The following is a 21,499-nucleotide window of genomic DNA, read 5'->3' on the forward strand; positions in this document are numbered from 1 at the left end:
AGCACTTGCGTTGAAGGCGTGCGAAATCACAGAAGCGTCTGAATGCTTCTGCCCCCTTGTTCAGGTTCATCGCGCGTTGGCGTGAAAAGCCATCATGGGAGAGCTTCGGCTGCCACGGCCGAGGCCACTTGCTCGGCCCGCTGCTGTAACTCGCCGGCGTTTTCCAATCCGTCGATAAACCGCTGCGGGATTCCGCTCAAGCCCACCTGTGCCCCGGTAAGCGCCCCGGTCAGCATCGCCCGGGCCATGTTCTGGCCACCGCCATTGACCGCATGCAATACCGCCGCCTCGAAATCGTCGGCAAACTTTGCCGAGAGGTAGTAGGCCGCCGGAAGCTGGTGATAAATGGCGCACGGCATGCCGTACACCAGGGAGACTTTCCAGGGCGGCTCGATGCGTACCCCGGGATCGGCAGCCGCTGCTGCGATGAAGGACGGTGTCAGCAGGGCATCGGGCGAGGCAAAACGACCGGCCCGGGGCGGGTCCGGCTGCCCCGGCTGGGGCGGCTGCAGGTCATCGCTGGTGACGGCATGAAACGGCAAATCGCCACGTTTCACCAGGGCCATCAGCTTGTCTGAGATTTCCGTATCCAGGCGTTGCCCCTGAACCAGCTGGCCCAGCAACGCACCGTACGCCACGGTCATGGAGACCACGGTTTCATCCACCTGCGTCAGTGCGGTGTTGTCGGCAATGGCTGCCGCCAGTTTCTTGGGCTGAAATGCATAGCGCACGGCAATGGCAAGCGTGCGTTCAATGGCTTCAGTGGTATCGGCGTGACCACCCACTTGCCCCCAGGGCAGGCCCTGCTCGACGCGTTTTCGCCAGGCATCACGGATGGATTGGCTGGTGTAACCACCGGGACCGGAGGCCGGGGTGCCATCGAGCATTGGGAAGAGGTCGTCATCCAGACGCCGACAGAAATCGGCTTCGTCGTAACCATCCGCCTCCACCAGCGAACACAGCATCAAGTCGAGGATGATCCCCGCCTGGGAGAACTGGCCTGCCTTGAGGCCCTCGTGGTATCGACCGGGCTTGGGGTCGGTGTAATCGTCGATCCAGTCGCCGTAGTCCCGACGCAACTCGTCGAGGTTGTAGTACCAGTGCGGCCCCAGCCCCAGGGCATCGCCGATGAAGGCCCCCATGATCGCGCCGGCGGCCCGGTTCTGGATATCGTCGCGATTGGTCATGGGGCCTCCGACGGTGATTCGGTAAAGACGTCTCCGGTTATCGCTTACAAGCGTAGTCGGCACTCGGGAGGACATCTATCAGCCGATAGGGGCGGCATACCGGGGGAGAATTGTTTCGCACGCCGGTTGCATGGAGTGACCATGAGCTATCGCCGTGCCCAACGCGCGAGGGTCTTTTCTAAACGCGCCAACGGCGCGTGCCCCGCCATAAGCCGCACCAAGCAAGTTATTCATGGCACCGAGTTATCAGGTTCGACTGTCCCCTTCGCCCTTGCCGAGCGGCCGGGGTGCCGCAGGGTCGGCGCCACATGGACGTGGCGCCGAGGTTCGCCGCGACAGGACGTCGTGTCGAACCGACCCGTCCGCGGTGCCCCGGACGGGAGGGAAGCCCGCAGGGCCAAGGCGAGGGGTGCCCTTCTCTTTGGGCACTTTCTCTTGGGCAAGCAAGAGAAAGTGTCTCGCGCGCCTGCCAAAGCGGTTTGGTAAGCGGCACATGCGTTGAAAGCGTGCGAAATCACAGAAGCGTCTTTTAAAGGGTTCTGCCCCCTTTATTGGAGTCACATTCTTGGATCTATTTCTGCTCTTTGTTATGAAGCTCTAAAAGCTCCAGCGCTACTTTGTCGGCGGCATGTACTAAGCGATGATCAGGATGCTTCTCACAGTAATCCGTAACGCTTATCAGAATCCCAATCTCGGCGGTTGAGTGTAAGTCGATTATTCGCGCAACCCCAGAAATGAAGCCGAAAGCCCACTGTTTATGGCCCTCGTGTTCGTCAGCACTTTTGTCGGCAATATATTCGTTGCAAGTGACCTCTCCCGCTCCATAAAGGACGTTGTGGCGACTCTCAGCGGACACCGGGAGTGTTGTTGCCGTTAGCAAAGCCACCAGTACGGCACAGGATCTCATTGTGGTCATTGTTACTACACATCCCTATAAATTCGATTCGGGACCAACCCGCCCAACGTGGCTGTCTGCCTAGTGCATCACCGGCTTGGCCAAGCGGGGCAGGTTGAACGATAGCAGAACGTAGTAGGACCCTTCGCATGGTCCGTATTGCGAGTGCACGGAGACTCAAGTTGGCGCTTTCGTCAGGCCTTCGCCAGCCAGCCACGGACAACAAGGGGTCCGGGTAAAGTGGTCAGATCCCTTTTCTGTGACTCAGAAAGTGACCTCCGCCACCATGACCGTCACCGCCCCACCAGCCAACCGCACCCGATCACCCACCACCTCACAACTGAGATTGCCACCCCGCCTGGAAACCTGCCTGGCGGACAACCTCTCCTTGCCCAGCCTGTCGGCCCAGTACGGCGCAAGTTGGCAATGGGCCGAGCCAGTGACCGGATCTTCCGGGATACCGAGCTTCGGCGCGAAGAACCGACTGACGAAGTCCGCCTCGTCACCCGGCGCGGTCACGATCACGCCGCGCCGGTCGAGCTGGCCGAGCAGGGCCTGGTCGGGTGACAGGGTTCGGATGGTCGCTTCCGAATCGAACACGACCACGTAATCGTCACCGGCGAGCACCTCGAGCGGCTGCGCACCGAGCCCGCGAACCAGCAGGTCCGGGATATCTCGAGGTGTCGGCGGGCAGGCGGGAAAGTCCAGTTTCAGGGCCTTGCCTTCCCGTCTCACGAACAACGGGCCGCTGCGGCTGGCGAAGGTGATCACCGACTCGTCGTGACCGATCGACTCGAAGATGACGTGGGCAGCGGCGAGCGTGGCGTGGCCGCAAAGGTCGACTTCCCGGGTGGGGGTGAACCAGCGCAGGTCGAACCCGGTCTCGTTGGGGACGAAGAAGGCCGTTTCGGAGAGGTTGTTCTCTTCGGCGATGGCCTGGAGCAGGTCATCGTCAAGCCAGCGCTCGAGCGGGCACACGGCGGCCGGGTTGCCTTCGAAGGCGCGCGTGGCAAAGGCATCGACCTGGTATTGCGTCAGTTTCATTGGTGATCTTCCTCTACAACGTCAACCTCGATGGTAACCGGCCGAAACGGCCCAATCAGCAGCGCCCCTGTTCGACAGGGTTGATCGATGCCAGGCCGGATCGGCATGACCGGCCCCGCAAAAAAACACCCCGACAAGTCTGCCGGGGTGTGGAGCAATGGGCGGGCCGGACGGACCCGCAAGGTATCGGCTTACTGGCGAACACCCTCCACCGACAACGTCACTTCAGCCGTGGTCGCCGCCGGGCCCAAGTCGTAGTCGATACCGAAGTCCTTGAGCGTCAGCGTAGTGGTGCCGTGGAAACCGGCGCGGTAGCCGCCCCAGGGGTCTTCGCCCTCGCCGATCTTCTCGGCCTCGATCTCGATCTCCTTGGTCACGCCGCGCATGGTCAGATCACCGGTGATGACAAAGCCGTCGTCGGTCGACTCGATGCCGGTGCTCTTGAACGTCGCCTCGGGGTACTCCTTCACGTGGAAGAAATCGGCCTCGCGCAAGTGCTTGTCGCGCTCGGCGTGGTTCGAATCAAGGCTGGCCATGTCGATGGTCACCTCGACGCTGGCATCCTCGATGGCACCGTCCTCGTACTCGAAGCTGCCCTCGAAGTCGTTGAAGCGGCCGTACAGCCAGGAAAAGCCAAGGTGGTTGATGCGCCACTCGATAAAGGCGTGCTGCCCCTCGGTGTCGATGACGTACTCGGCCGCCTGGGCGGTGATGGGAAGCGCCGAGACGGGCGCGGCGATGGCGCCGGCCAGCAGGGCGGCGGAAAGGCGTCGGGTAATCATGGGTCGTCTCCTTCTTATAGGTCGGTTGGTTTCAGCGCCGGGACGCGGCGGGCCGGAGCATCCGGCGCAGGGTGTCGTCCCGGTCGAACAGGTGGTGTTTGAAGGCCGCCAGCGCGTGCAGCACGGCCAGGCCGATCACGGTCCAGGCGAGCCAGCGATGCACGTCCCCGGCGATGTCTTCCTGGTCGGGCAGGTCGCTGATGGTGGCGGGCACCGAGAACAGGCCAAACACGTCGATCGCGCTGCCGTCGGCGGTGGAGATCAGGTAGCCGGCGATCATCAGGGCGAACAGCAACAGGTAAAACGCCCCATGCACCACGCTCGCGGCCCGTCGCTCCCACGGCTTGCCGAGCGGGCGCGGCGAGGGATTGAGCCACCGCCAGAGCAATCGGGCGGTCAGCACCAGGAACAGCAGCACGCCGGTCGCCTTGTGAATGGCCGGCGCCTGGCGATACCAGGGGTCGTAATAGGTCAGCTCCACCATCCACCAGCCCAGCGCGAATAGGCCGATCACGGCGACGGCCACCAGCCAGTGAAGGCCGATGGCGACGAGGCCGTATCCCGTTTCCCTGTTACGCCACTGCATGCCTGCTTCCTTCACCCGCGGTGATCATTCACAGCCGGTCCAACCCGGCGATTCGTCTGGTGAACGGAGCATGGCCGTTGCGCGGGTGTTTTTAAATCCCTAATCTCGAAAAACACTGTTGCCGAAACGAGAACGACACTGGGGCTCCTCGAAAAATCGTCATGAGCCGCGCGAGTGCAAGGAGCCGCGCAGCGAGCGACGAGACATATCAAGAAGATAGGCGGATGCAGGCCGTCCATGGCCTGCACTCTTCGAGCGCACTGCGTGCGCTTCGATTCGCTCCAGGCGAATCGAGAGGAGCGAGTGACGACATGGCCGGGATGCCATGCCGGACGCAAGCCTGGCTTGCGCCAGTGAGGGACAAGGATGTCCCGAATCCGCAGGCGACGCCGCAATCGGGCGGCACAATAGGTTTTTGAGGTGTCCATGGACCGCTTTGCCGCACTGGCGAACTTCATCAGCATCGCCGACGCCGGCTCGATCAGCGCGGCGGCCGATCGGCTGGGCATCGCCAAGTCGGCGGTCAGCCGGCGGCTGCGGGAGCTGGAGAATCATCTCGGCGTGGAGCTGGTGCATCGCACCACCCGGCACCTGGCGCTGACCCCGTCGGGCGAGGACTTCTACCACCGCGCCACCCGGCTGCTGGCCGATCTCGACCAGGCCGAGGAGGCGGTCACCCGCGAACACGGCGAGCTGTCGGGCGTGCTGCGCATCGCCGCGCCGCTTTCGTTCGGCCTGATGCACCTGCAACCGGCGATCACCGCCTTCATGGCCGTCCATCCCGGGGTGAGCTTCGACCTCAACCTGGACGACGACGAGGTCGACCTGGTCGCCGACGGCTACGATCTCGGGATCCGACTGGCGAGCCTGCCGGACTCCACCCTGATGGCCCGCAAGCTCGCGCCGATCCGCAACCTCGCCGTGGCCAGCCCCGACTACCTCGCCCGTCACGGCACCCCGCGCCACCCGGCGGATCTCGCCGATCACGATTGCCTGATCTACAGCAACGTGCCCGAGACCCAGGTCTGGGGCTACACCAACGCGCAGGGGCGCTGGCAGCCGGTGCACGGCCGACGGCGGCTGCGGGTGAACAACGGCGATTTCCTGCGCGAGGCGGCCATTCGCGGTGCCGGCATCGTGATCGAACCCACCTTCCTGCTGCATCGGGCAATCGCCGAGGGGCAGCTGGTCCCGATCCTCACCGACGTGCCCTGGCCGGAAATCGGTGCCTACGCGGTCTACCCGCAGACGCGCCACCTGTCGGCGCGGGTACGGGCCTTCATCGATTTCCTCGCCCAGCGGTTTGCCGGCGAGCCCTACTGGGATCACCACCTGCCGATCACACGCGGGTGAGGCAACCTGACGCGAAGCCCGAGCGGGGAACTCGGATACCAATCGAAGTTGGACTAGGAATGATTCTCATTTGACAGCCGAAAAAAGCTTGGCTATCGTGGCCCGGCTTTCGATCGAAAAACACCACCAAATTCGCCTTTTCAAGAGCCAAGAGGTCTCGATCATGTCCCGAATTTTCCCGTTGGCCGCCCTGGCCCTCGCCACCGCTGGACTCGGTCTCGCCGGTTGCAGCGACAACGCCGAGCAGAACGGCGACACCACCGCCAACCAGGGCACGACCACCCTGAACGTCTACTCCGCGCGCAAGGAAGACCTGATCGCGCCGCTGCTGGATCGGTTCACCGACGAGACCGGCATCGAGGTGCAATTGCTGACCGCCAAGGCCGGCGCCCTGCTCTCCCGCCTGGAAAGCGAAGGTCGCAATACCCCGGCCGACCTGCTGATCACCGTCGATGCCGGCAACCTGCAGCGCGCCAAGGAGGCCGGCGTGTTCCAGGCGATCGACTCGGCGACGCTGACCGATCGCATCCCGGCCAACCTGCGCGACGTCGACAACCAGTGGTTCGGTCTGTCGCAGCGTGCCCGCGTGATCTTCACCCACAAGGAGAACGTCGAGGAAGGCGCGATCACCAGCTACGCCGATCTGGCCGACCCGAAGTTCAAGGGCAAGATCTGCATCCGTTCGTCGGACAACGTCTACAACCAGTCGCTGGTCGCCTCCCTGATCGCCGAGCACGGCGAGGAGTGGACCGAGGAATGGGCCAAGGGCCTGGTCGCGAACATGGCACGCAAGCCGCAGGGCGGCGATCGTGACCAGATCCGCGCCGTGGCCGCCGGCGAGTGCGACATCGCCGTGGCGAACACCTACTACTACGGCGCCATGCAGAACGGCAGCGACACCGATCGCGAAGCGGCCGACGCCGTGCGGCTGGTCTGGCCGAACCAGGACGACCGCGGCGCGCACGTCAACGTCTCCGGCGCCGGCATGGTCGCGGCGAGCGACAAGACCGAGGCGGTCACGCAGCTGCTCGAGTTCCTGACCACCGAGGCCTCCCAGGAGTGGTACGCCCAGGTCAACAATGAGTTCCCGGTCCGCCCGGGCGTGCCGGCCGCCGAGACGCTGGCCCAGTGGGGCGAGTTCAAGGCCGACGACCTGAACCTCTCCAAGCTGGGTGAGCTCAACCCGGCCGCCGTGAAACTCATGGACCGGGCCGGATGGCAGTAAGCCAGGACCCACAACCCCACGTCCTGATCGACAAGCCGGCCGTCCCGACAGGGGCGGGCGGCTTGTCTGCGTGGAAGGGGGGCATGATTCTGATCACCGCGCTGCTGGCCCTGCCGCTCGCGGTGATCGTTGCGTCCGTGTTCTGGCCGGACAAGGCGACCTGGTCGCACCTGGCCGACACGGTGCTTGCCGACTACGTCATCAATTCCGCCCTGCTGGCGATTGGTGTCGGGTTCGGCACCTTCATCCTTGGCACCGGCACGGCGTGGCTGCTGTCGGTGTGCGAATTCCCGGGCCGGCGCCTGTTCGAGTGGGCACTGCTGCTGCCGCTCGCGATGCCGGCCTACATCATCGCCTATACCTACACCGGCCTGCTCGACGTCGCCGGGCCGGTCCAATCCGGCCTGCGCGCGCTGACCGGCTGGTCGGTGGGCGACTACCCATTCCCGGAAATCCGCTCGCTGGGCGGGGCCATCGTGATGCTCACGCTGGTGCTCTACCCCTACGTCTACATGCTCACCCGGGCGGCCTTTCTCGAGCAGTCCTCCAGCGCGCTGAACGTCGCCCGTTCACTGGGGCTGGGGCCCTGGGCGATGTTCCGGCGCGTGGCCCTGCCGCTGGCGCGCCCGTCGATCGTCGCCGGCCTGTCGCTGGCGATCATGGAGACGCTGGCCGACTACGGCACGGTGCAGTACTTCGGCATCCCGACGCTGACCACCGGCATCTTCCGCACCTGGTTCGGCCTGGATGACACCATCGCCGCGGCGCAGCTCTCGGCCCTGCTGCTGACGTTCATCTTCACGGTGATCATCATCGAGCGGCTCTCCCGGCGACAGGCGCGTTACCACCATCACGGCCACTGGCAGGCACGACCCTCGTTCCAGCTGCGCCGCGGCCCGGCGGCGCTGGCCGTCCTGGCCTGCGCCCTGCCGCTCGCGCTGGGTTTCCTGGTGCCGTCGGCCCAGCTGCTGGCCTGGAGCCTGGAGGTGGCCCCCACCCGGGATCTGGGCGAGTTCGCGGTGCTGGTGTCCCGTTCGGTGGGGCTGGCCGGCCTGACCGCGATACTCGCGCTGTTGCTGGCGCTGTTCCTCGCCTACGGCCATCGGCTGATGCCCGGGCGGCTGACCTTCACCATCAACCGCATCGCCGGCATGGGCTATGCCCTGCCCGGCACGGTGATCGCGGTGGGCGTAATCATCCCGTTCGCCGCCTTCGACAACACGCTGGATGCCTGGATGCGCGACCAGTTCGGCATTTCCACCGGCCTGCTGCTGTCGGGGACGGTCGCCGCGCTGGTGTTCGCCTACCTGGTGCGCTTTCTTGCCGTGAGCCTCAACACGGTCGAGGCGGGACTCGGGCGCATCCGCCCGAGCATGGACGATGCCGCCCGCTCGATGGGCGCGAACGCCGGGCGCACGCTCTGGCGGGTGCATATCCCGCTGATTCGTGGCAGTCTTCTCACCGCCGCGCTACTGGTGTTCGTCGACGTGCTCAAGGAGCTACCGGCGACACTGGTCCTGCGACCATTCGACTTCAACACGCTGGCGGTCAGGGCGTTCGAACTGGCCTCCGACGAGCGACTGCGCGACGCCGCGCTGCCGGCCCTGGCCATCGTGGCCGCCGGCCTGATCCCGGTGATCCTGGTCAGTCGCTCGATCACCCGCGCGAGAGGACATGAAGGCAGCATCTCCAGCCGTGACCCGATCGATGAATAAGCCCGCGGCTCCCCGTGGAGCTCACTCATGAGTGAACGGCTTAGCCTGGTGGACCTGACCGTCCGCTTCGGCCGCACCACGGCGGTCGAGGGCGTCAACCTCAAGCTGCCGACCGGCGTGATCGGCTGCCTGCTGGGGCCGTCCGGCTGCGGCAAGACCTCGATCCTGCGCACGGTGGCCGGCTTCGAGTCGCCCAGCGCGGGCGTGGTGCGCCTGCACGGCAACACGGTGGCCGGCGCCGGCTGGGGCCACCCGCCCGAACAGCGCCGGGTGGGCATGATCTTCCAGGACCTGGCCCTGTTCCCGCACCTGACCGTGGCCGACAACATCGGCTTCGGCCTGCCGAAAAAACCGGCCGAAAACCGACAACAACGCATCGACGAGCTGCTCGATCTCGTCGGCCTGCCGGGCATGGGCAAGCGCTATCCGCACCACCTATCCGGCGGGCAACAGCAGCGCGTGGCGATCGCCCGGGCGCTGGCCCCGCGCCCGGAAATCCTGCTGCTCGACGAGCCGTTCTCCAGCCTGGACGTGGAGCTGCGCGAAACCCTGCCGCGCGAGCTGCGCGACATCCTGCGCGAGGCGGAGACCACCGCCCTGCTGGTCACCCACGACCAGGCGGAGGCCTTCGCCATGGCCGACATCGTCGGCGTCATGCAGGCCGGCCGGCTGCACCAGTGGGACACGGCCTACAACCTCTACCACCGCCCCGAGACGCCGTTCGTCGCCGACTTCATCGGCCAGGGGACGCGCATCGCCGGCACCATGGTCGGGCCGGGGCGGGTCAAGACCGAGCTGGGGTTGCTCGAGGGCCAGGTCTCGCACGAGTACCCGCCGGGCACCGAGGTCGACGTGCTGGTCCGGCCCGACGACGTGATCATCGATGCCGACGGCCCCGGGGTGGCGGAGATCGAGGAGCGCGTCTTTCGCGGCGCGAACTTCCTCTACACCCTCGCCCTGCCCGGCGGCACCCGTCTGCTCAGCCTGGCGCCCAGTCACGATCACTACGCCCCGGGCGTGCGGGTCAACCTGCGCCCGGCGTTCACCCACCTGGTGCTGTTTCCGCGCGGAGGGGCCTCACGCCATGCCGACAGTGACGAGGAATAACCGCCGCGTACTGGCCGCCGTCGTGCTCGCCGGCCTGCTCGGCGGCGGGTCGACCACGGCGCTCGCGACCACCCCGCTATTCGACGCCCACCTGCATTACAACGCCGAGCAGCGCGCGGCCATCGAGCCCCGGGCCATTCTCGAGACACTCGAGAGCAACGGCATCGAGCACGCCGTGGTCACCAGCCGCCCGCCGGAGAACGCCCGCCTGCTCGCCGAGCTGGCGCCCGACCGCATCGTGCCGTTCCTGGGCGTCTATCGCGCCAAGGCCGACAAGGAAACCTGGATGCACCGGCCGGATCTGCCCGCCCGGGTGGAGACCTGGCTCGACCAGGGCGATTACCGTGGTCTGGGCGAACTGCACATCTTCGGTCGTGACCGCGACAGCCAGACGTTCAAGCGCCTGGTCGAGATCGCCGCCGAACGCGGGCTGGTGCTGATGCTCCACGGCGATCTCGCCATCATCGACCGCGCCTTCGAGATCGCGCCAACCGTCGACGTGCTCTGGGCGCACCTGGGCGACCAACCCGACCCCACCATCCTGCGCGCCGCGCTCGCCCGCCACCCCGAGCACCTGTTCATCGACACCTCGGTGCGCGACGAGCGCTTCCTGGATGAGCAGGGCCAATTGCTGCCCGAGTGGCGCGCCCTGTTCGTCGACCACCCCAACCGCTTCGTCGTCGGGGTGGACACCTACAGCCTGGCGCGCTGGCAGCGCTTCGACGAGGCGGCCGACACCATCCGCCAGTGGCTCGACCAGCTACCCGACTCGGTCGCCCGGCGCCTGGCGCGCGAGAACGCACGCGAGTTACTGCTCGACCCGTTGCTGCTGGGCAATCCCTGACCCTCGACCCCGCCCGGCCAACAGACTGGACTTGCTCGCGGTATTGGACCATTCTTGAGCTAGCGCCGACGGTGCCCCACGCGGGCCGCCCTGGCAGCCATCATCATCCACCGCGAACCACGCCAGGGACTCCCCGGACGACATGACGTCGCGAGACCAGCAACCCGATCCCGCCCGACGACGCCGGTCAATCTCGCCCCTGGTGCTGGCGATTTCCTACGTGGTCTACGCCGGCCTGTGGATCCTGACCTCCGACTGGTTGCTGGGCCTGTTCGTGCCGGCCGAGCAACTGGCGCGGGTGGGGTTGTTCAAGGGGCTGGGCTTCGTCGCCGTCACCGGGGTGATCCTCTACCTGCTGCTGCGCTGGCTGGAGTCGAACCGCGCCGCGCCAGCCACCCCCGACCAGGTACCGCGCCGCCGGCGCAGCGGGCCGTTCATCGTCTTCTTGGCCAACCTCCTGGTCGTCGCGATCGTGACGGCCGGCACCTATCTCTACCGCGCACCACTGGTCATCGAATCGGCCCAGTCCCGACTCGCCGACGTCGCCGCCCTGCGCGCCGACTTCATCGATGCCTGGCTCGAGGAACGGGCCAGTGACGCGCTGGTACTCCAGTCATCGACAACGATGCAGGACGCCGCCGGCCGCCTGATCGAATCCACCGACGACAGCACCGAGGCTGAACAGGCGCGCGTGCTCATCCTCGACCGATTCGAGGCCCTGCGCCGCGCCTACGGCTACGAGGCCGCCGCCCTGCTCGACGCGAGCGGCGCCACCCCGCTGGTCAACCACGGCATGACCCGCTGGCCCGATGAACTGCGGCGCGCCGCCGATCTCGCCGTTGACGGCCAGGTCGTCGAACTCTCGCCCGATCTCTACACCGACCGGCACGCCCACATCGACTGGCTGATACCGATCGGTGACGAGGCACCGATCGCCTACGCCCTGCTGCGCGCCGACGTGCCGCCGATTCCCCACGGCATGACGAACGACGGCATGGCCACCCACCTGGCCCGCGCCCAGGACGACACCGTGCTGCTGCTCGACGACACCGCACGGCAAACCGCCGAGGACCCCTGGCCCAACCTGCCCTGGGAGCAGAGCGGCCTGCGCCCGGCGGACTTCACCGTCGACGCCCGACCGCATGCCATCGAAACCAGCAATGTGAGCGGGGCGCCCGTGATCGGGGCCGTGCATCCGATCCCGGGGCGGGAATGGGCGGTGGTGGCCACCCAGACGCGCGCGAGCGTCCTGCAACCGCTCTACCAGACGTTGTGGCTGCTCGCGGTGGTCGCCTTCTTCCTGCTGGCGATCATGGCCGTGATCCTCACCCTGCTGTGGCGCCGCACCCGCGAGAGCGACGCGTTGCGCTGGACGGCGCGCACCGCCGAGCAGGATCGGTTGCTGCGCGTGTTCTACGACATGCCGTTCTTCGGCATGGCCATCAGCTCGCCAAACGACCGCCGCCTTACCGATGCCAACCCGCGGCTGGCCGAGATGCTGGGGCACCCGGGCGAGTCGCTGGTGGGCAAGAGCTGGGACGAGTTGCTGGGCGATGCCCTGCACGGTGACGAACACCAGGCCATGCAGGACCTGATCAACGGGATGGTCGATCACTGTGCCCAGGAATTCAGCCTCAAGCGCCCGGACGGGACGACCGCCCACCTGCGTTTCGACACCCGCCTGACGCGCTCGGAGGATGGCCGGGCCGAGCGACTGGTCTCGATCGCCGAGGACGTCACCCGCGAGCGCGAGGCCTACCACGCCCTGGAGCATCAGAAGGATCTCTACGACCTACTCTCGCAGACCAACCAGGCGATCACCCGCTGCCGCACGGCCGACGATCTGTTTGAGACGGCGTGCCGCGTGGCAGTCGATCACGGCCACCTGGCATTCGCCTGGATCGGACTGATCGACCGCGACAGCGGCTCGGTCGAACCGGTGGCGCAATACGGCGACCAGACCGGCCACATCGACCAGCTCGAGGTCAGCATCTACCCGCATGAACCGGCCGACCAGGGACCGGTGGGCCGGGCGATCCGCGCCGACGAACTGGTGGTGGTGAACCACTTCCAGAGCGCCCTAGCGACCGGCATCTGGCACCAGCAGGCCATCGAGGCGGGCGTCGATGCCGTGGCGGCCTTCCCGATTCACCGGGGCGGCGAGATCATCGGCGCGATGGCCCTGTACGCCGAGGTCAGCGATTTCTTCGACGACGCGATCTGCCGCACGGTGGAAGAACTGGCCACCGACATCTCGTTCGCGCTGGACTACTTCGACCGCCTCGAGGACCTAGAGCGCGCCCGCGAAGCCGTCCAGGCCAGCCCCGCCGTGCTGTTCCGCTGGCTGCCCGAAGACGACTGGCCGACGGCCTTCGTCTCGAGCAACCTCGAACGCTGGGGGTATTCGGCCGAGGAGTGGCAGGCGCAACGGTACCCGTACGCCGAGATCATCCATCCCGACGACCTGGCGATGGTCGCCAGCGGTTTCGAGGAACAGGTCGCCAGCGGCGAGACGCAGTACCACCAGGAATACCGCGTGCGCATGGGCGACGGCGAGTACCGTTGGGTGGAAGAAGTCACCCTGGTGCGGCGCGACCCGCAGGGCACGCCGCTGTGGTTCGACGGCGTGGTCACCGACATCCACGACCGCCACGAGGTCGAGCAGCACGAGCGCCTGATGGCCAAGGTGATCGAGAACACCCGCGAGGGCGTGCTGATCACCGATCGGGACCAGGTGATCCTCGAGGTCAATCCCGCCTTTACCGACCTGACCGGGTACAGCGCCGAGGACGTGATCGGCCAGACACCCGACCTGCTCGCCTCGGGCCAGCACGACCGGGATTTCTACCATCGCATGTGGGAGGAGCTGGAACGCGACGGACACTGGCAGGGCGAGATCTGGAACCGTCGCAAGAACGGCGAGACCTTCCCGGAGATCCTGAGCATCAGCACGGTCACCGACCGCGAGGGCAACATCAGCCACTACGTCGGGCTGTTCGTCGACATCAGCCGCCAGAAGGAAAACGAATCCAAGCTCGATTTCCTCGCCCACCACGACCCGCTTACCGGCCTGCCCAACCGCCTGCTGATGATGGCCCGCCTCGAGCAGCTGATCGACGTGGCACGCCGCGAACATGATCATGTCGCCGTGCTGATGGTCGATCTCGACCGCTTCAAGGACGTCAACGACAGCCTTGGCCACGCCGTCGGCGACCAGCTGTTGATCAAGGTCAGCGAGCGCCTGCGCGACCGATTCGGCCAGGCCGACACCATTGCCCGGCTGGGCGGCGACGAATTCGCCCTGGCCGTCGCCGGCATCGACTCGGCCGCCGAGGTGGGCGAGCTGGCCGACCAGGTAATCAACGCGCTGGGCGAACCTTGGGAACTGGCCAAGGGTCAGCAGGTGCGCGTGCTCGCCTCGGTGGGCATTTCGCTCTTCCCGGACAACGCCGCCTCGCCGCTGGGCCTGATCCAGCAGGCCGACACGGCGCTCTACCGCGCCAAGGACGAAGGCCGCGGCACCTTCCGCTTCTTCTCCGACGAAATGACCGACGCGGCGCGCGATCGCGTCGCCCTCGAACTGCAGTTGCGTCAGGCGATCGACAACGACGAACTGCGACTGGTATTCCAGCCCCAGACCCGCCTCGACGATCACGGCCTGCACGGCGCCGAGGTGCTGGTGCGCTGGCAGCACCCGACCGAAGGGTTGATCTCGCCCGACCGCTTCATCCCCGTGGCCGAGACCACCGGCCTGATCTGGCCGCTGGGCGAGTGGGTGTTGCGCGAGGCCTGCCGCCAGGGCAAGGCCTGGCTGGATGCCGGCAGCGATTTCGGCCGCCTGGCGGTCAACCTCTCGCCGCACCAGTTGCGCCACGGCGAGGTCGACCGCCTGGTCAGGCGGGTACTCGAGGACACCGGCTTCCCGGCCGACCGGCTGGAACTGGAACTGACCGAGAGCGCGATCGTCCGGCGCGAGTCCGAGGCCCGCGACCTGCTCGATCGCCTGCGGGCGATGGGCGTGCACGTCGCGCTCGACGACTTCGGCACCGGCTACTCCTCGCTGGGCCAGCTGCGCGAATTCGCCATCGACGTGCTCAAGATCGACAAGCGCTTCATCGACCTGATCGACGAGCCCAGCGACCGCGGCCAGATCGCGCGCGTGATCATCGATCTGGGCCACACGCTCGGCCTGAAGGTACTCGCCGAGGGCGTCGAACGGCAAAGCCAGCTCACCTTCCTGCGCCAGTACCACTGCGACATCTACCAGGGCTACCTGGAAAGCCACCCGCTGCCGGGCGACGAGTTCGCCCAGCGTTACCTGTCCCACGCCTAACCCGGGCGTAGCGATTCACGCCCCGGACGTCATCTCCCGCGCCCATGCAACGCAACAAGCTCCTCTTTGCCACCGCCCTGACCGTCCTGCTGACCCTGGGATTCGTCGCCACCAGCGTGATCGGCTACTTCGTCGCCGAGGATTCGCTGGAACAGCAGATCGCCGAGGAGACCCTGCCGCTGACCAGCGACAACATCTTCTCGGAGATCGAGCGCGACCTGCTGCGATCGATCCTGATTTCCTCGTTGATGGCGCACGACACCTTCGTGCGTGACTGGGTGGTCGAGGGGGAAGAGGACCCGGAGGCGATCATCCGCTACCTCGCGGAAATCCAGCAGAAGTACGAGACCACCACCGCGTTTTTCGTCGCCGAGTCCAGCCGGCGCTACTACCACCCCGACGGGGTGCTGACGACGGTCACACGGGCGAACCCGGGCGATGCCTGGTACTTCCGCGTACGGGAGATGAACGAGCCGTTTGAGATCAATATCGACCACGACACGGCCGATCCCAGCCGGCTGTCGATCTTCGTCAACTACCGGGTCGAGGACGAGGCGGGCGAGTACATCGGCGTCACGGGCATCGGGCTCGCCGTCGAGACGGTCGCCGGGTTGATCGAGAGCTACCAGCGTCGCTACGGCCGCTCGATCTACTTCATCGACCGCGAGGGCACGATCACCCTGCGGGGCTCCGGCTACGACGGCCCGGAACGCATCCAGGCCCAGCCAGGACTGGCCCGCCACGCCATCCGCATCCTCACCAGCCCGAGCACCGATTTCGCCTACGAGCGCCCCGGCATCGGCACGACCTACGTCAATACCCGGCTGATCCCGGAACTCGACTGGTTCCTGGTGGTGGAACAGCGCGAATCGTCCGCCAATGCCCGATTGCTCAACACCCTGATCGTCAACATCCTGCTGGCGCTGGGCGTGACCGCCCTGGTGCTGCTGACCGGCGGCTGGACGCTGCGCAACTATCAGCGTCGGCTGGAGGCCATGGCCACCACCGACCGTCTCACCGGGGCGCGCAACCGCCAGGCCCTGGAGGTATTGTTCGAGCAGGCGCTGCGCCTGGGACGGCGCCATGACCAGCCGGTCTCGATCATCAACCTCGACATCGATCACTTCAAGGCCATCAACGACAGCCACGGTCATCAGGCGGGTGACCGGGTGCTCAAGGAACTCGTCGACACCGTTTCCTCGCAGATCCGGGAAATCGATACGCTCTGCCGCTGGGGCGGTGACGAATTCCTGATCCTGCTCCAGGACACGGATGCCGACCGCGCACGCCTCACGGCCGAACGCATTCGCGAGGCGGTGGCCCGACGCCAGCGTTCGCCCCAGAGTGAGGAGGGGTGGACCGTCAGCCAGGGCGTGGCGCAGTGTCGAGAGAACGAATCCCTCGACAGCCTGATCCATCGGGCCGACAAGGCGCTCTACCGGGCCAAGCGCAATGGCCGCAACCAGGTCGCCGTCGCCGAGCCCGGCTGATCGCCGCACCCGACCGCTGACCATCGTCGTCCACGAGCCCGGCACCCCGCCGATGGACGCCTGGCGGCTCGCGAAGGCATCGAGGTCGTGCCGATTTTCCCCCTACCGCTCGCGCTTTTGCCGGTACATGTCGGCGTCGGCCGCCTGCATGAGGGCCTCGGCGCTGCGACCGTCCTCGGGACAACAGGCCACCCCGATCGACACGCTCACCCGCGCCTCGCCCTGGTCGAGCTCGTAGGGCCGACCGACCTCCTCGCGCAGCTTGTCGACCACCACGCGCGCCTCGGCACGACTGGCGTGGCTGACCATCACCACGAACTCGTCGCCGGACAGGCGCGCCAGGCTGTCGGCCGACCGCATCTGCTCGCGCAGGCGCTCGGCCACCTGCTGCAGGAGCTGGTCGCCGGCGGCATGGCCGAACCCATCGTTGACCGCCTTGAACCCGTTGAGGTCGAGGTAGAGCAGGCAGAAGCCGATGCCGCCGTAGCGATGAAACTCGTTGACCGCCAGATGTAGCCGGTCGAGGAACAACCGTCGGTTGGGCAGCCGGGTCAGCGCGTCGTGGGTGGCCGCCCATTCCAGTGCGTTCTCCGCCTGCTTGCGCGCGGTGATATCGATGATCAGGATCAGCACGCTCGCCTCGGTCAGCGGCGAGCAGCGCCCCTCGTAGTAATGTCGCGAGCCGTCGAAGTCGAGGTGATACTGGTAGGTCTGCACCTCGCCGCTCGCCAACGTCCGTTGGATCACGGACAAGGTCAGCTCGGCGAGATCCGGCGGCAACACGTCCGCCACGGTGCGGCCCAGAAACGTCTCCGGCTCGGCCAGCAGGGGGATGCCGTCACCCGGCTCGAAATCGAGGATGCGACCCTCGGTGTCCATGGTGAACAGCAGGTCGGGCATCGCCTCGATGATCGCGGCATTGCGCCGGTGACTCGCGGCCAGGCGCCGCTCGCTGATCGCCACCTGCTCCAGCGCCGAGGCACGCCGCGTGAACAGCCAGCCGACCAGGAGCAGCAACAGCCCGGACACCACCGCCCAGATAAGCAGACGCCAGTGATGGTCATTGGCGTTGGCCGCCAGGCGGGACGACAGCAGGCTCAGGTCCTCGGCGGCCACCACGTCCAGCGGCCAGCCCGTCGGCCGGGCCAGCGCGTATTGAAACGCGTGACCACCGGACACGCCGGGAAACCGCCCGACCGGCTGCGCCGGGTCACCGGCCCGCAGCCAGTCAAGCAGGGTTTCCGACGGCAGGGTCGGGTCGGCCCGATCGAGCAGCAGGCCACCCTGACGATGGGCAAGCAACGAGACGAGGCGCTCGCTCGCCGTCACCCGATCGAGCAGCGCGGCCACGGCGGCGAGATCGATATACGCCACCAATACCCCGTGAAACGTCCCGTTCGCGTCGAGGAGTGCACGGCTCATCGCCATCAGGCGCGTGTCGCCCGCGTCGATCGGCTGGGAAAGGAACGCCGGATCCCCGGCGCGACGCGCGGGGGCCTTCACGTGGACACGGAAAAAGGCCTCCCCGGCGGGGTCGATCGGCAGGTCCGCGGCGCGACGGCGTGTGGCCACCGGCGCGCCCGATTCGTTGAGCCACCACAGGTCACGGACCAGGGCATTGGCATCGAGCGAGGACTCCATGGTCCGCGCGTGCTGCGAGGCCGGCTCGTCCAGGCGCTGGATCAGGCGCTCGCGGACCACCCGCAGGTCACGGTCGATGGCATCGAGCTCGCTGTCGATCAGGGTTGCCTGCATCAGCGCGACCAGTCGCGTGCGCTGTTCGACCTGTTCGTTGGCATGACGCTCATAGCGCTCGATCGCCTGCCAGCTCGACCAGGCCAGGACCGAGAAGATCAGTGCCCAGATCGCGAGCAGCAGCAACCCGACTCGATACGCCGGCCAGGTGGCGCGGGTCGGCGATCCGCTGCCCTGGATCGAGCGACCCGGAAGTGAGGCCCCGGCATCCTGGCGGGACTCCGAGGACGAAGTCATCCGTCGGTTTCCAGCAGCCGGACACGCGCCGCCCCGTCGCGACGGTCAATCTCGAACTCGACCTCGACGTACTCGGGCTCGTCATTCATCGGGGTGGGGTCATTGGTGCAGGCACAGCCGGCAACCACGCTGGTAAAGAACAGGCCGGCATGGATGCGCAATCGCGTCGCATCGCCCCGGCTGCTGATCACCATGACCGACAGGGCATCGCCCTGCGCGACGTTGCCGTGGGCCATGCCCTGCTGTAGCGGCAACTCGTCCGGGGACAGTGCCGACACCTCGGCCTTGAAGGTCGCCTCCCGGTCGGCGGGCGCGGCGCTTGCGGTTTGCGGCAGGGTCAACATCGCCAACTCCTCATGCCGGGAAATGCCCGGCCATGGCTCGACTGTAGCGCATGGCGCGGAACGCATGAAGCCCGGCCCCGTGCCGCCAGGAGCGGCCCGCGCGGCAGGCGGACCGATCGTGCACTACCCTTTTGCGGTCTATGCAATCGGTCGACCCGACCAATCGGTTTATGAGCGAATGCTAAACCTTTCGTCCAACCGGCCGATACGCCAACTCAACAGCACCTTTCGCCCCGCGCGGGCCGACTCGCAGCAAATCGACCCGGCACAGGAGATCCATAATGAAGAACCTGCCCATCGGCACCCGGCTCGGCCTGGGTTTTGGCCTGCTCACCCTGTTGATCGTGCTGATCGCCGGGGCAGTCTGGACGCAGTACAGCCAGGTGCGCGACGCCCAGGCAATCAACCAGCACACCTACCTCGTGCTCGAGGAACTCGAGAGCCAGGTACTGTCCCTGGTGAACATCGAAACGGGCCAGCGGGGCTACCTCGTGACCGGCGACGAGAGCTTTCTCCAGCCCTATCACGACGGACGCGAGTCCTTCCTGCGCCGCAACGATCGGCTCGAGGAGATGACCGCGGACAACCCCAAGCAGTTGGAGCGCCTGGCCGAACTGGAAAAGCGTTACCACCACTGGATGGACAACTACATGCAACCGGCGGTCGATCTGCGCCGCGCGGCCGGCAATATCTCGCTGGAGGTGCGCCGCCAGGTCCAGGCCCTGATGGACGAGGCCAAGGCCGACATGGACGCCATGCGCGAGCTCGATCACGCCATGATCGACGAGGAGCGCGCCCTGCTCGAGGAACGCCAGGCCGCTCTGCAAACGGTCGATGCCCGCATGAAGGGCGTACTGTTCTTCGGCAGCCTGATCGGCGTGCTGATCGCCATCCTCGCCGGCCTGCTCATTACCCGCTCGGTGGTCCGCCCGATCCAGGAGGCCGTGGACATCGCCGATCACGTCGCCCAGGGCGACCTGACCATCGATCCGACCTCGGACGCGAAGGACGAGACCGGCCAGCTGATCCGGCGTCTCGGCGCCACCGTCAAGCGCCTGCGCGAGATGATGGGCGACATCTCCAACAGCTCCTCGCAACTGGCCGCGGCCACCGAGGAGATGTCGGCGGTCTCCGAGCAGACCAAGGGCGGGGCGGAGAAGCAGCGCGACGAGACCTCGCAGGTCGCCACGGCCATCACCCAGATGAGCAGCGCGGTCGAGGAGATCGCCCGGAACATGCAGAGCGTGAACGACTCGGCCACCGAGACCGACGATCGGGCACGGGCCGGCATGGAGGCGATGGACGACAACATGCGCGCCATGCAGTCGCTCGCCGACGACATGCAGCGCGCCGGCGACGTCATCCGCGACGTCAACAAGCACAGCGACTCGATCGGCTCGGTGCTCGACGTGATCGGCGGCATTGCCGAGCAGACCAACCTGCTGGCACTGAACGCCGCGATCGAGGCGGCCCGTGCGGGCGAACAGGGTCGCGGCTTTGCCGTGGTAGCCGAGGAAGTGCGCAGCCTGGCCAATCGCACCCAGGATTCGATCGGCGAGATCGAGCAGATGATCGAGAAGCTCCAGTCCGGCGTGCGCGAGGCCGTCGGCGTGATGGAGCGCAGCAGCGAGAGCGCCCGCGACACGCTCGACCGCACCGGCCACACCCAGGGCCTGCTCGACGAGATCGCCCAGTCGGTACGTCAGATCACGGATCTCTCCACCCAGGTGGCCAGCGCGGTCGAGGAGCAGACCGCCGTGACCGAGGAGATCAATCGCAACGCCGTGAACATCGACCAGGTCTCCAACGAGTCGCTCGATGCCATCGAGCAGATCAACACGGCCAGCGCCGATCTCGCCCGCCTGGCCGCGTCGCTCTCCGAGATGGTCGGCCAGTTCCGCCTCCAGCGCGGCTGAGTTTCGTCCGTCGCAATCAGCAAGGCCCCGCGTTTGGCGGGGCCTTTGTCGTTCATGTCGCGTCGACCGGGCGGGTGGTCAGAACATGGTGACCGGGTGGTAACCCTGGGCCTGCCAGCCGATCATGGCGACGAAACCGTCACCGGTCAGGTCCAGGCCGTCGAACAGCGTGTCGTTGTCGACCCCGAACACCTCGGTGGCCACCGCGCACACTTCCAGACGCACGCCGAGCTCGGCCAGCCGCGCCACCTCGGATTCGATCCGCATCAGGGTCGCCGGATCGGCCACGTCCTCGCCCGCCTCGGTGGTCAGGAACTGGACGGTCGGGCCGATGAAGACGATCACCAGGTCCGGCTCCAGGCCCTGGCGAACGAAATTGGCGTGCGTGCCGCGAATGATTTCCAGGTAGAACGCGGTCTTCTCGGCCTCGGTGAAGTCGATCTGGAAGACGCCCTTGGCCTCCTCCACCCCGGCGAGTGCCGCCGTGTCGTCGACGGGAGCGGCGGCCTGCGCCGACAAGGGCATCGCGATGGCCAGCACCACGGTGGCCATAAAGGCCGCCATGAAGGATTGGATCGTGCGCTTGATCATGGGAACACTCCGTTTCGCCTGAATGGGAACGCCGGCTGACCCGAGTAGGCAGACCAGATTACTTAGCCAGCTATCGGAGTGTAATCGGCCATGGC

The 21,499-nt window shown here is 66.6% G+C and carries 15 protein-coding genes; 8 read left to right on the top strand and 7 right to left on the bottom strand.

The window, feature by feature from the left end:
- Positions 1–92: 92 nt before the first annotated feature.
- From LV475_RS09705 to LV475_RS09720, 4 genes are all read right to left on the bottom strand, one after another.
- Positions 93–1,187, bottom strand: coding sequence for an ADP-ribosylglycohydrolase family protein (locus LV475_RS09705; RefSeq protein ID WP_250106214.1), 1,095 nt, complete (start codon positions 1,185–1,187; stop codon positions 93–95).
- 1,159 nt (positions 1,188–2,346) lie between these two features.
- Positions 2,347–3,126, bottom strand: a complete 780-nt coding sequence (locus LV475_RS09710) for a PhzF family phenazine biosynthesis protein (RefSeq protein WP_136866681.1) — start codon at positions 3,124–3,126, stop codon at positions 2,347–2,349.
- A gap of 191 nt (positions 3,127–3,317) precedes the next feature.
- Positions 3,318–3,908: a YceI family protein gene (locus tag LV475_RS09715; RefSeq protein WP_250106215.1), complete on the bottom strand. Its 591-nt coding sequence runs from the start codon at positions 3,906–3,908 to the stop codon at positions 3,318–3,320.
- Positions 3,909–3,939: 31 nt separating this feature from the next.
- Positions 3,940–4,494: a cytochrome b gene (locus LV475_RS09720; RefSeq protein WP_250106216.1), complete on the bottom strand. Its 555-nt coding sequence runs from the start codon at positions 4,492–4,494 to the stop codon at positions 3,940–3,942.
- Positions 4,495–4,920: 426 nt separating this feature from the next.
- Here LV475_RS09720 and LV475_RS09725 point away from each other — a divergent pair, with 426 nt between their 5' ends.
- The 7 genes from LV475_RS09725 to LV475_RS09755 all read left to right on the top strand — a co-directional run bounded on the left by LV475_RS09725 (position 4,921) and on the right by LV475_RS09755 (position 16,561).
- Complete coding sequence (locus LV475_RS09725) at positions 4,921–5,847, top strand: LysR family transcriptional regulator (RefSeq protein ID WP_250106217.1); 927 nt, start codon at positions 4,921–4,923, stop codon at positions 5,845–5,847.
- Positions 5,848–6,010: 163 nt separating this feature from the next.
- Complete coding sequence (locus LV475_RS09730) at positions 6,011–7,072, top strand: Fe(3+) ABC transporter substrate-binding protein (protein WP_250106218.1); 1,062 nt, start codon at positions 6,011–6,013, stop codon at positions 7,070–7,072.
- A gap of 83 nt (positions 7,073–7,155) precedes the next feature.
- Positions 7,156–8,787: an ABC transporter permease gene (locus LV475_RS09735; RefSeq protein WP_247709487.1), complete on the top strand. Its 1,632-nt coding sequence runs from the start codon at positions 7,156–7,158 to the stop codon at positions 8,785–8,787.
- Positions 8,788–8,814: 27 nt separating this feature from the next.
- On the top strand, positions 8,815–9,894 hold the full coding sequence (locus LV475_RS09740; protein ID WP_136866687.1) for an ABC transporter ATP-binding protein: 1,080 nt from the start codon (positions 8,815–8,817) through the stop codon (positions 9,892–9,894).
- Positions 9,872–10,738 (top strand): TatD family hydrolase, encoded by an 867-nt coding sequence (locus LV475_RS09745; RefSeq protein WP_136866688.1) that lies wholly within the window; start codon positions 9,872–9,874, stop codon positions 10,736–10,738. The genes LV475_RS09740 and LV475_RS09745 overlap by 23 nt, the downstream gene beginning before the upstream one ends.
- Positions 10,739–10,880: 142 nt before the next feature.
- Entirely contained in the window at positions 10,881–15,071 is a 4,191-nt protein-coding gene (locus tag LV475_RS09750; protein WP_250106219.1) for a bifunctional diguanylate cyclase/phosphodiesterase, read from the top strand.
- Positions 15,072–15,115: 44 nt separating this feature from the next.
- Positions 15,116–16,561 carry a sensor domain-containing diguanylate cyclase gene (locus tag LV475_RS09755; protein ID WP_136866690.1) on the top strand — a complete coding sequence of 482 codons (1,446 nt, stop codon included), beginning with the start codon at positions 15,116–15,118 and terminating at the stop codon, positions 16,559–16,561.
- Between the two features lie 102 nt (positions 16,562–16,663).
- Here the strand turns inward: LV475_RS09755 and LV475_RS09760 are convergent, their stop codons facing one another.
- Together LV475_RS09760 and LV475_RS09765 are read right to left on the bottom strand one after the other, a co-directional pair.
- Positions 16,664–18,553, bottom strand: a complete 1,890-nt coding sequence (locus LV475_RS09760) for a sensor domain-containing diguanylate cyclase (RefSeq protein ID WP_136866691.1) — start codon at positions 18,551–18,553, stop codon at positions 16,664–16,666.
- On the bottom strand, positions 18,550–18,897 hold the full coding sequence (locus tag LV475_RS09765; RefSeq protein ID WP_136866692.1) for a hypothetical protein: 348 nt from the start codon (positions 18,895–18,897) through the stop codon (positions 18,550–18,552). The genes LV475_RS09760 and LV475_RS09765 overlap by 4 nt, the downstream gene beginning before the upstream one ends.
- Positions 18,898–19,178: 281 nt before the next feature.
- Between LV475_RS09765 and LV475_RS09770 the strand changes: the two genes are divergently transcribed.
- Entirely contained in the window at positions 19,179–20,813 is a 1,635-nt protein-coding gene (locus tag LV475_RS09770; protein WP_136866693.1) for a methyl-accepting chemotaxis protein, read from the top strand.
- A 78-nt stretch (positions 20,814–20,891) separates the two neighbouring features.
- On the opposite strand, the gene LV475_RS09775 is transcribed toward LV475_RS09770, so the two are convergent.
- A complete protein-coding gene (locus tag LV475_RS09775) occupies positions 20,892–21,404 on the bottom strand; it encodes a DsrE family protein (RefSeq protein ID WP_211238788.1) in 513 nt (170 codons plus the stop codon).
- Positions 21,405–21,499 lie beyond the last annotated feature (95 nt).

It is taken from the genome of Guyparkeria hydrothermalis, assembly GCF_023555375.1.
Lineage (GTDB): Bacteria > Pseudomonadota > Gammaproteobacteria > Halothiobacillales > Halothiobacillaceae > Guyparkeria > Guyparkeria hydrothermalis.

Coding starts and splice junctions, on each gene's coding strand:
- LV475_RS09705 (WP_250106214.1), bottom strand. CDS start 1,187: ATGACCAATCGCGACGATATCCAGAACCGGGCCGCCGGCGCGATCATG.
- LV475_RS09710 (WP_136866681.1), bottom strand. CDS start 3,126: ATGAAACTGACGCAATACCAGGTCGATGCCTTTGCCACGCGCGCCTTC.
- LV475_RS09715 (WP_250106215.1), bottom strand. CDS start 3,908: ATGATTACCCGACGCCTTTCCGCCGCCCTGCTGGCCGGCGCCATCGCC.
- LV475_RS09720 (WP_250106216.1), bottom strand. CDS start 4,494: ATGCAGTGGCGTAACAGGGAAACGGGATACGGCCTCGTCGCCATCGGC.
- LV475_RS09725 (WP_250106217.1), top strand. CDS start 4,921: ATGGACCGCTTTGCCGCACTGGCGAACTTCATCAGCATCGCCGACGCC.
- LV475_RS09730 (WP_250106218.1), top strand. CDS start 6,011: ATGTCCCGAATTTTCCCGTTGGCCGCCCTGGCCCTCGCCACCGCTGGA.
- LV475_RS09735 (WP_247709487.1), top strand. CDS start 7,156: ATGATTCTGATCACCGCGCTGCTGGCCCTGCCGCTCGCGGTGATCGTT.
- LV475_RS09740 (WP_136866687.1), top strand. CDS start 8,815: ATGAGTGAACGGCTTAGCCTGGTGGACCTGACCGTCCGCTTCGGCCGC.
- LV475_RS09745 (WP_136866688.1), top strand. CDS start 9,872: ATGCCGACAGTGACGAGGAATAACCGCCGCGTACTGGCCGCCGTCGTG.
- LV475_RS09750 (WP_250106219.1), top strand. CDS start 10,881: ATGACGTCGCGAGACCAGCAACCCGATCCCGCCCGACGACGCCGGTCA.
- LV475_RS09755 (WP_136866690.1), top strand. CDS start 15,116: ATGCAACGCAACAAGCTCCTCTTTGCCACCGCCCTGACCGTCCTGCTG.
- LV475_RS09760 (WP_136866691.1), bottom strand. CDS start 18,553: ATGACTTCGTCCTCGGAGTCCCGCCAGGATGCCGGGGCCTCACTTCCG.
- LV475_RS09765 (WP_136866692.1), bottom strand. CDS start 18,897: ATGTTGACCCTGCCGCAAACCGCAAGCGCCGCGCCCGCCGACCGGGAG.
- LV475_RS09770 (WP_136866693.1), top strand. CDS start 19,179: ATGAAGAACCTGCCCATCGGCACCCGGCTCGGCCTGGGTTTTGGCCTG.
- LV475_RS09775 (WP_211238788.1), bottom strand. CDS start 21,404: ATGATCAAGCGCACGATCCAATCCTTCATGGCGGCCTTTATGGCCACC.